We start from the raw sequence: 769 nt of genomic DNA, 5'->3' as shown, positions 1-769 counted from the left end.
ATGTGTGTCTCCAGCGTGTGGGTGGTGACCCCGCTGTTAAAGCCCCAGACATCGACCAGCAGCGTCGCGCGGTCCACGGCAGCGCCGTTCGCCCGCAGCAGGTACTTCAGGATCCGGCACTCCTTGTCGGTCAGCCGCACCTTACGGCTCTTGCCGGGGTCCAGCAGCAGCTTGGCGCTCGGGCGGAACTGGTAGGGTCCAACGGTAAAGACCGCGGCTTCCGAGTTGTCGAAGGTGCGGAGCTGGGCGCGGACCCGGGCCAGCAGTTCCGGCAGGCGGAATGGCTTAGCGATATAGTCGTTAGCCCCAGCGTCAAGGCCGCGAACCACGTCGGCCTCGGCATCCGCGCCGGTCAGCATGATGATGGGCGTAGCGTTGCCGTCGCGCCGGAGCTGGGCGCAGAAGTCGCGGCCATCGGCATCTGGCAGGCCAACATCCAGCAGGATCGCATCGTAGCGGACATCCGCCTCGGCCAGCTTGGCAGCGGCTTCGGAGGCGTTCTCCGCCGCCACGGCGACGAAGCTGCCGTCCATGCCGATCTGCTCGGCGAGGGTAGCGCGGAGCGTGGCGTCGTCTTCGATGATGAGGATGGGGCGGGGGGTCACGACGGGGGATCCTTGACCGGTGCGGCGGGGCATCGCTGCGCATTGGTGTCTCAAAACTGATCCAACGCTCAACTTAGACGATCAAATACGGGAGGGAGATGATCTCCGGCAACGCCGAAATCAGCGCTCGCCAGCACGATGCTGTGTTGCAACGAACGCGTGCT

1 protein-coding gene is annotated in these 769 nt (G+C 65.4%); it reads right to left on the bottom strand.

From position 1 onward, the window contains the following. On the bottom strand, nt 1–605 hold a 605-nt coding region (locus tag E2C06_RS36765; RefSeq protein ID WP_370451537.1), incomplete at its 3' end, for a response regulator transcription factor. Nucleotides 606–769 lie beyond the last annotated feature (164 nt).

Source organism: Dankookia rubra (assembly GCF_004355005.1).
Lineage (GTDB): Bacteria > Pseudomonadota > Alphaproteobacteria > Acetobacterales > Acetobacteraceae > Paracraurococcus > Paracraurococcus ruber_A.
Note: the sequence above shows the minus strand (reverse complement) of the source record. Positions and strands in the feature narration are given on the sequence as shown.